The sequence below is a fragment of the Sulfolobus sp. B1 genome (assembly GCF_007050195.1).
Classification (GTDB): domain Archaea; phylum Thermoproteota; class Thermoprotei_A; order Sulfolobales; family Sulfolobaceae; genus Saccharolobus.
Genome location: NZ_QIMI01000102.1, coordinates 1 through 6039 on the forward strand (window position 1 = coordinate 1; position 6039 = coordinate 6039).

The following is a 6039-nucleotide window of genomic DNA, read 5'->3' on the forward strand; positions in this document are numbered from 1 at the left end:
AGAGAAGTGTTTTACTGGAGGGGAAAGAGAGATGTGGATTTTGTAGTAGCTAAGAACTTCAATCCCATAACTCTAATTCAAGTGACGTATGCTACCGATAAGGTGGAGGATAGGGAAGTTGAGGCAATCATTGAGGCTAAGTCTGAGCTCAAGGTTGACAACGCGACGATAATAACATGGGACTATGAGGATGAGATAAAAGGCATTAAGGCTATACCAATGTGGAAGTGGTTGCTGGGCGAAGACAACTTAGTATAAATTTCTTACTGGTTTATTGTTAGTCCTAAAGGACGAGAATCCCCTTCAGCGGTTCATCAGTTCCACCCATCGATTCGGAATTATGTCTCATTCCTCAGATCATTCATAATACATTCATAAATCTCACTTACCTTATGAATGTTCTTTAGTTCAATAGACTCGTTAGGGTTATGAGCCTCTTTACCGGGTCCTATATTTATGACTTCAGAAAACTTGCTGAAGAAGATAGCGTCAAACCTTATTGCCGAAACTAATTTTTGAGGATTCACTCCTATTTTTCTTAGAACACAGTCCTCAGCTAGTTTCACTAATTTAGAATCTTTGTTTAACTCGTAGCCCTTAACAAATGATTTCACGTTCATCTCATACTCAACGTTTAACCTCTTAGCGATATCTCTAACTGTTTCCTTTATCTCCTCTTCAACATTCTCTTCATTAGGCAATGTAGTTCTATAAAAGCTAAATGAAAATTCCCCTGGCACAATACCGTCACTCTCACTGGAGTTAATAGTATATCCTCCTAAGTTTAAGGACAAAGGAAAATCCTTGACTTCTTTACTTTTAATTACTTTCCTATACTCCTCATCTATAGTTAAAGCCAGTTTAGAGGCTAATATAAAAGCGTTTTTTCCTTCATGGGACATACTAGCGTGGACTTGTTTACCCTTAACCTTAATCAAACCTCTGATGATACCATAATGTCCAACGTATATATTAGGAAAGCTTGGCTCAGCTATGATAGTGTATTTAGCTCTTATCCCTCTATTTTCTGTTAAAAACTTAGAACCTATTCCACCACTTTCTTCATCAGGCACAAAGGATATTTCCATGGGAATATCGTTATTTATAGAGAGGGCTTGATAAATACTTACAATACCACCCTTCATGTCAGAGACCCCCCTACCGTATGCTACGCCATTGACTACCTTCATCTTAAAGGGGTCACTCTCCCATCCATTACCTGGAGGTACTACATCATAATGTGCGTTGAAGTGTAGTATTGGATTTTCATCATTTCTAGCGTAAATTATAACTCTCTTGTGACCTCTATGTAAAGGAGAATAAATATAATGTTTTTCTAAAAATTCTTCTGGAATTTCAATTAATTCTACTTTAAAACCTATGTTTTCTAGAAGATCTTTTAGATATGAAGCCATCCTATCATATTCTCTTCCAGGAGGGTTAACTGTCCTAAATGAGACTAAATCCTCTAAAATCTTTACCTCTAAAGTCTTCAACTCTTCTTCAACCTCATAAGGTTTGACTCTCCTAACTTTTCCTTCAACTCTTTTAATTCACTCTCCTCGTAAACTCTTCCTCCCTTCTCTACATATTTAAGTACTTCTAAGCAAAACCTAGAAGCGTGTTCTAACATTTCAATATTTAAAACACCGGTTACATAACCCGGAATAACTTGTTTTGACACAGTAGCAATTCCTATTAGAGGAGAACTAGAATATAGCCAAGGTGAGACTAACGTACTTATGTGATAAACGTTATATTCCATTGGAGTCAAGTCCCCTGTGGTTAAGGGGACGAAATATACCTCATGCCCAGTAACCCTATTATAAATGTCTATTAAATCGTCCTTTACCTTCAGAATATATCCATCTTTTATCACATGGGTTATGGCGAAATCATCATACTTAGCTATCCTATTTCCCTTTGTTGAGTCTATAGATAATATCAGATTAGCCTCATTATCTACCTCCTCTTTTAGGGCTTCATCTAAGACTACTAATGGTACCATGAAGTTAAAGGGCTCATGAGGAATCAACTTAGCATCTAAAGATATGTTTGTCACGAACGAGACATCAATGTCTAATTCAATTCCCTTTTCCCTTAGATTTAGTAATTCGAATAGGACTGTTAAGCTTATTATTGCCCCATCGGCATCAGATACTAAACCCTTCTCTTGGCTCATCTGTATTGCCCCTAACCTACCTAAGATTTCCACTCTCTCCCTCCCTTTTTTACCCTTATATAGGCACTTTATGTAAGTGACCTTGCCTAATTGTTTCTCCTCGTAGTGATCTATCCTTCCCTTCAATTTCTCTCTAATCTTATCTACTGGATCTTTAGACTCTAAAATGTCAATTACTTCCATTAACGTCTTCAGCATCATACTATCAGCTTCCCCGGATTTAGTATGTTATGAGGGTCTATCATCTTCTTGAACTTCTTCATTAAGTCCAATCTGAACTCCTCATCTACCCTATAATTTACTTCTATAGAATGAATTTCAAATGGAATCCCTTCCTTTAACATTATGTTGTCGATTACGTCGAAATTACTCTTATCAGATATAAATACGGTGTAAATTATTATCTCTCCTCTCAAAGTCATCACATCCCCATGAATCAAGACTTTACTGCCCAAAGCCTCCTTGACCTGCTTTACGATTCTAGAGAAGCTCTCTAAGGGTAACAATCTAACCTCGTAGAAGTACTCTTTAAAACTAGTTAATCTACTCATTGTAACGTAAATTGCTGCAAATGCTAATTCATCTAAAAACCTCATGTTGACCTCCTCTCCTAAGCTTAAAGTACTCGCAACTATTACGTTCCATTCACCTATCTTATCTAACCTATCTTTAGCTACCAGTGAAAGTGCCCCCTTATCTTCTATCGTAATTCTCCTAATCTTATCTCTATACTCTCCCATTTTCTTCAAGTACTTTGAGACTTCTTCTACATCATTGAAGGTTATTAGTTGATCCTTCCAGTCCTCGTAATCTACTATTGCCAATTCCGCTGAGGAAATTATACCAGTTGTTCCTGCAGCTTGGGCTATTGCTAAGGTATCCTTACCTTTTAGCTCATATTTTCCAGTAGGTCCTATAACTTTTATCGAATTTATTCCTCCATTATCGAAGTGATAGCCATATTGAAATGAGCCTATTCCTACGTCTCCTCCAGCTATATATCCTCCCAAGGTGGATATGTAAAAACTACTGGGATAAACTCTCAACTCTTTTCCCCTCTTTCTCAAGTACTGTAATGCCTTCAATACTTTCACACTAGGAGTTACTCTTACCCAATTATCATCTAGCTCTATTACTTCCTTCATTTTGTTAATATCTAACACTATGGTAGAAGGTGAAATAGGTAAGACTTGTCCTATAGTACTAGTCCCAGCTCCCCTAGCTAATAGTGGTATACGATATATATCACATAGCCTTACGGCATTAGATATGTCATCCTCATCCTCTGCCATAATGACTCCTATTACTTTTTTACCCATTTTTGACAAAATTGGAGAAACTAAATAAGGAGCCCTAGACTCTTCTTCCAGAATTTTATTGTCAGTAATAAATTTTTTACCGAACTCCTTTTCAAAAGCCTTAATAGCGATCTCAACTTCCATGAGAATATTTACGTAGAATATATATTAAAGTGTGATCTTTGACAGTGTAAAAGGGGAAAAGTTTCTAAATGTGACACATCAACATGGATATATTTTCTAAAAAATGTTAAAGCACTAACATAGTAATTCTTAAATAGTATAAGCAACAGTTCAATATAGGAATGAAAACATTATATAACGTTAAGTTTACAATAATGCACGAAGGATGTTGGACAGAAAGTGTTAACATTAAAGTTAAGACCATTAAAATTGATGAGTATAATTCCAAGAAAGTCAGAGTTATAATAGCATCTCCAATAAATTTGGTCAAAAACTTAGAAAATGCGGATAACGTTTATGAAATTATTAAGTTCAGAAAGCTTGGTGATGGTTATTTAATAGAATTTGTTGAAGATAGGAGCAATAGTATATCTGGAAAGATTTTAGAGTTGAGTGATAAGGTCTTATCTTATGAGAACGTGGTTGAGAGAAATACTGAGACGTGGAATTTAGTAGTTACTAACAAAAAGGTTTTAGATGATTTTAACGAGAAGTTTAAAATAAACCCTATACAAGTCAAGAAAGTAGGGATAAATGATATCCTAGGAAATAGACTAACTGAGAAGGAGATGAACGTGTTAAGGACCGCAATGATGATGGGTTATTTAGATTATCCTAGAAAAGTAAAAGCTAAGGATGTAGCTGAAGTTTTAGGAATTTCTAAACAAGATTTCTTATATCATTTAAGGAATGCGTTAAATAAGATCGTTTTATCCTCTTTTTGACTGTATAAAAAGTTCACCTTTAACATAGTTAAACACCAAAACGTTAATTTTTCCATTAATAAAAGAAAGATAAAAAATAAATATCTTTTCTTAAAAACTAAACATATGGACGAAAGAAAAGGATTAAAGAGGGACGTTTTAGGTACATGGCTAGTTGCTAGTTATGGAATAGCAGCAAATGCACCTATTGCAGTAGCTACGTTATATTTTGTAGGTATAGCTGGTTTGGCAGGTGGATCAATGCCTTTAGTCACTATACTCTCCTATTTAATTTATGCAACTACTTTAGTAGTAGTCTATGAGTGGAGTAAAAATATAGCAGCTTCCTATGGCTACGTGGCAATGATAAAGAAAGGATTAAACAGTAGTTTAGCCTCATTCATGGTTGGGTATGGATACATTTACCAATATTTGGTTGCAGGTGCAGCAGGGTTTGGAATATTAGGAGTAGCATCATTTCTTTACCTAGTCTATCCCTCAATACAGACCACTATGCCTTGGTTATGGGCAGTTATAGCAATAATAGTCACAGTGGAAACTACAATGATTATGTATCTTGGAGTTAAGCCAGGTGGAATGATAAATTTAATAATAGGTTTAATTTCAATAATTTTCTTAGTTATCACATCCATTATCTTAATAGTGATTGCGGGAAGTAAAAATACCCTATCAACATTTACAGCCCAACCGGTTAATGGAAACTGGGTTCTAATCTTAACTTCAATGATATTTGGGATAACGACCTTTGGAGGTGCTACCACACCAATAGGAGTAGCTGAGGAAGCAAAGATACCTAAAAAGACTTTACCTAAAGCGTTATTAATAGAATTTTTATTATTGGGTTTTGGACTTATACTAAATGCTTACGCTCAAACTGTCGTATATGGAGTTGATAAAATGTTTGATTACGCTAGTTTACCAGATCCTATGATAATAATTTATAGTAAATACTTTCCTACAGCAGTTGTAATACTTCTCATTGTATTGGTAGCGTTTATGTTCAACTCATCAACTATCGCCTTTGCGACAAGTGCAAGTAGAATGGTCTATGGTATGTCACGGGATAACGTCCTCTATCCTAAGACCTTCTCTAAAATAAATAAGTATGGTGTACCGGGAAATGCGATAATACTAATAGGCGCAATTGCCGGAACCTTAAGCTTAATTAGCGGTTATATATTAGGTCCACTTGAGGCTAGTATATTCCTCATCACTTTTGGATCATTCTATGTAGCATTCGGTCATTTGTTCGCAGCAATTGGATTGATGAAGTATAAAATTAGTATGAAAGAGAAATTAAACTTGTTAAAACATATCGTAGTTCCTATAATATCGGCATTAGTATATATTTTGACGATATACTTTGGAACTTATCCAGCTCCAGCCTTTCCATTAAATATCGCAGTTTATTTAGCTTGGGCTGTACTATTTATACACGGTCTAGTGTACTATATATTAAAGAAAAAGAACCCCGAGATTATGAAGAAGTTCGGTGATTTCAGTTTATGACAAATAAAAGATAAGCCTAATTAGGGTGGGAAGGAGATCAGCTTTATTTAACGATTAGGAGAAAGAGCTGATAATGAGTCTGCAAGAACTTATACCCATCTTGATTATTATGAAATTAGATTTGTTAGATACTTCTAAAACT

5 protein-coding genes and 1 pseudogene are annotated in these 6039 nt (G+C 35.3%); 3 read left to right on the top strand and 3 right to left on the bottom strand.

From position 1 onward, the window contains the following. Window positions 1-258 (top strand): annotated as a pseudogene (locus DMP16_RS07250) (ATP-binding protein); the annotation flags it as partial. An 80-nt stretch (window positions 259-338) separates the two neighbouring features. Here the strand turns inward: DMP16_RS07250 and DMP16_RS07255 are convergent. From DMP16_RS07255 to DMP16_RS07265, 3 genes are read right to left on the bottom strand one after another with little or no spacing between them, the layout of a single operon-like run. After that, window positions 339-1496, bottom strand: a complete 1158-nt coding sequence (locus DMP16_RS07255; protein WP_069284259.1) for a M20 family metallopeptidase — start codon at window positions 1494-1496, stop codon at window positions 339-341. Beyond that, window positions 1493-2383, bottom strand: a complete 891-nt coding sequence (locus tag DMP16_RS07260) for a DUF1177 domain-containing protein (RefSeq protein WP_143577032.1) — start codon at window positions 2381-2383, stop codon at window positions 1493-1495. Before DMP16_RS07260 ends, DMP16_RS07255 begins: the two co-directional genes overlap by 4 nt. Continuing rightward, window positions 2380-3624: an FAD-binding oxidoreductase gene (locus tag DMP16_RS07265; RefSeq protein ID WP_069284261.1), complete on the bottom strand. Its 1245-nt coding sequence runs from the start codon at window positions 3622-3624 to the stop codon at window positions 2380-2382. Before DMP16_RS07265 ends, DMP16_RS07260 begins: the two co-directional genes overlap by 4 nt. A 161-nt stretch (window positions 3625-3785) precedes the next feature. On the opposite strand from DMP16_RS07265, the gene DMP16_RS07270 reads away from it, so the two are divergent. Both DMP16_RS07270 and DMP16_RS07275 read left to right on the top strand, forming a co-directional pair. Then, window positions 3786-4388, top strand: coding sequence for a helix-turn-helix domain-containing protein (locus DMP16_RS07270; RefSeq protein ID WP_069284262.1), 603 nt, complete (start codon window positions 3786-3788; stop codon window positions 4386-4388). A 105-nt stretch (window positions 4389-4493) separates the two neighbouring features. Beyond that, the gene (locus DMP16_RS07275) at window positions 4494-5897 is read left to right on the top strand and encodes an APC family permease (RefSeq protein ID WP_143577033.1); all 1404 of its coding nucleotides are present in this window, start codon (window positions 4494-4496) and stop codon (window positions 5895-5897) included. Window positions 5898-6039 lie beyond the last annotated feature (142 nt).